We start from the raw sequence: 2,168 nt of genomic DNA, 5'->3' as shown, positions 1-2,168 counted from the left end.
GCTTCCAGGGGGGGTCGTCCTGCATCTTGCCGTCGAGCATCACGGCGCCGGTGCCGTCCGGCATGGCCTGGACGATCCGGGCCGCGAAGGCCACCTCGCCCGGGTCCGGCGCGAAGACCCGCTTGGCGATCGCCACCTGGCTCGGATGCAGCGTCCAGGCGCCCGCGCAGCCCATCAGGAAGGCGTTGCGGAACTGCGCCTCGCAGGCCGCGCCGTCGGAGAAGTCGCCGAACGGGCCGTAGAAGGCCTTGATGCCGTTGGCCATGCAGGCATCGACCATCTTGGCGATGGTGTAGTGCCAGAGGTCCTGCTGGGCGCTGGCCCGGGGCGCGTCGCCCGCCGGGTCCGCGATCACCCGGTAATCCGGGTGGCCGCCGCCGACCCGGGTGGTCTTCATGCCGCGGGACGCCGCGAGATCCGCCGGCCCGAGGCTCATCCCGTGCATCCGCGGCGAGGCGGACGCGATGGCGTCGACGTTGGCGACGCCCTCGGCGGTCTCCAGGATCGCGTGGACCAGGATCGGCTTCGTCACGCCGTGGCGCGCCTCGAGCTGGGCGAGGAGCTGGTCGATGTAGTGGATGTCCCACGGCCCCTCGACCTTGGGCACCATCACCACGTCGAGCTTGTCCCCGACCTCGGCCACGATCGTGAACAGGTCGTCGAGAATCCAGGGCGAGTTGAGGGCGTTGATCCGGGTCCAGAGGCCGGTGCCGGTGGCGGCGAAGTCGGTGGCCTGGGCCATCGCCACGAAGCCCTTGCGGGCCGCCTCCTTCTGGTCGGCCGGGACCGCGTCCTCCAGGTTGCCCAGCACCACGTCGACCGTGCCGGCGAGCTCCGGCACCCGGGCGCGGACCTTGTCGTTGTGGGGCGGCACGAAGTGGATCATCCGCTCCAGCCGCACGGGCAGCTCGCGGAACGGGGCCGGCGCGCCGGTGGCGAGGGGCTGGAAGAAGCGGCGGGGCAGTTTCATCGGGTGCCTCTTGTCAGGGCTGGCGTCTGAGCCCCGTTAAGGCAGCTGGGGCGGGCGCGTAAAGCCGCGCCGCGCCGAAGAAGTCTCGAACTTTCGGCTCAGGCGGTCGTCAACCCTGTCGCGCTTCAGCCCCGGCTGCCGCGGCGCCCGGCCAGGCCGATCCGGTTGAGGATGCCGCCGGCCTCGCTGCCGGCCACCACTACGAGGCGCCGGACCTCGCCCCGCAGGAAGGCCTGCAGGAAGCGGTTGTAGTCGCGGAAGGAGACGCAGCCGTTCGAGGCGCCGGGCTGCCGCAGCATGTAGGTGTGGGCCAGCAGGCCGTCGCGGCCGTGGATCGCGGCGCTGCCGCCCACCGGGTTGAGGCGGATCGCCCGGACCCCGTGGAACAGGCGCTCGCGCTCGGTCAGCGTGTAGGTGCCGGGAGGCGTCGAGCCGCGCATGCGCAGGTGGACGTAGCGCGGGTTGTCCATGGCCTCGCCGAGTCCGGAATGGGCCTCCAGCACCTCGCCGGAGGGCAGCGTCACCGTGCGGGCGGTGATGTCGTAGACGGCCGTGCCGGCCACCGAATCGGGCTCCGGGCTGATCCGGGTGCGCGGCGCCTCCTGCGGCAGGGCGTCCGGGCTGGCATAGGCCAGCGCCTGACGGGGCTCCTGGCGGCTGTCCTGTGACGGGGCCGCGGAACCGACGCCGAACAGCTTCTCGAAGAAGGACGGCTCCTCGGCCATCGCGGCGCGGAACACGTCGCGGGTCCGGGGCAGGGCGCGGGTCGCCACCCGCGTGGCCGGGACCGCGGGCGCACGCCGCAGCTCGGGCGGACGCGACACCGGCAGCGGCACGAGGACGGAGGCGGGCGCGAGGGCGGCGGGCGTGGGCTCGGCCGCGGCGATCCGGACCGGGGCGGCCGGCGCCTCCGCGGTCGTCTCGCCCATCTTGGCCTGGGCGATCCGGCTCTGGGCCATCCGGATCTGGGCCTGCTCGGCCGTCTGCGCGGCCTTGGACTGCTCGGCCCGGGCAACCTGCCGGGCGATCTCGCGGACCGCCGGAGACGGCTCGGCACGGGCGATCTGGAAGGTGGCGGTCGGCGGGGGCTCGCCGAAGGCCGTCGCGGAACCGGAGCCCAGCGCCCGGCTCGGATCGAGCATCCAGGCGATGCTCGGATTCGGCGCGGCTTGCCAGCGGCGTGCCGGACCGGGGCGGC

At 73.8% G+C, this 2,168-nt stretch carries 2 protein-coding genes; both read right to left on the bottom strand.

The window, feature by feature from the left end; translation table 11 throughout:
- On the bottom strand, window positions 1–970 hold a 970-nt coding region (locus tag I53_RS29860), incomplete at its 3' end, for a CoA ester lyase (protein ID WP_043357978.1).
- Window positions 971–1,095: 125 nt separating this feature from the next.
- Window positions 1,096–2,168, bottom strand: a 1,073-nt coding sequence (locus I53_RS29855; protein ID WP_043357976.1) for a tlde1 domain-containing protein, incomplete at its 5' end; no start/stop codon positions are given.

Origin of the sequence: Methylobacterium sp. B1 (assembly GCF_000333255.1) — a bacterium.
Taxonomy (GTDB): Bacteria; Pseudomonadota; Alphaproteobacteria; order Rhizobiales; family Beijerinckiaceae; genus Methylobacterium; species Methylobacterium fujisawaense.
Note: the sequence above shows the minus strand (reverse complement) of the source record. Positions and strands in the feature narration are given on the sequence as shown.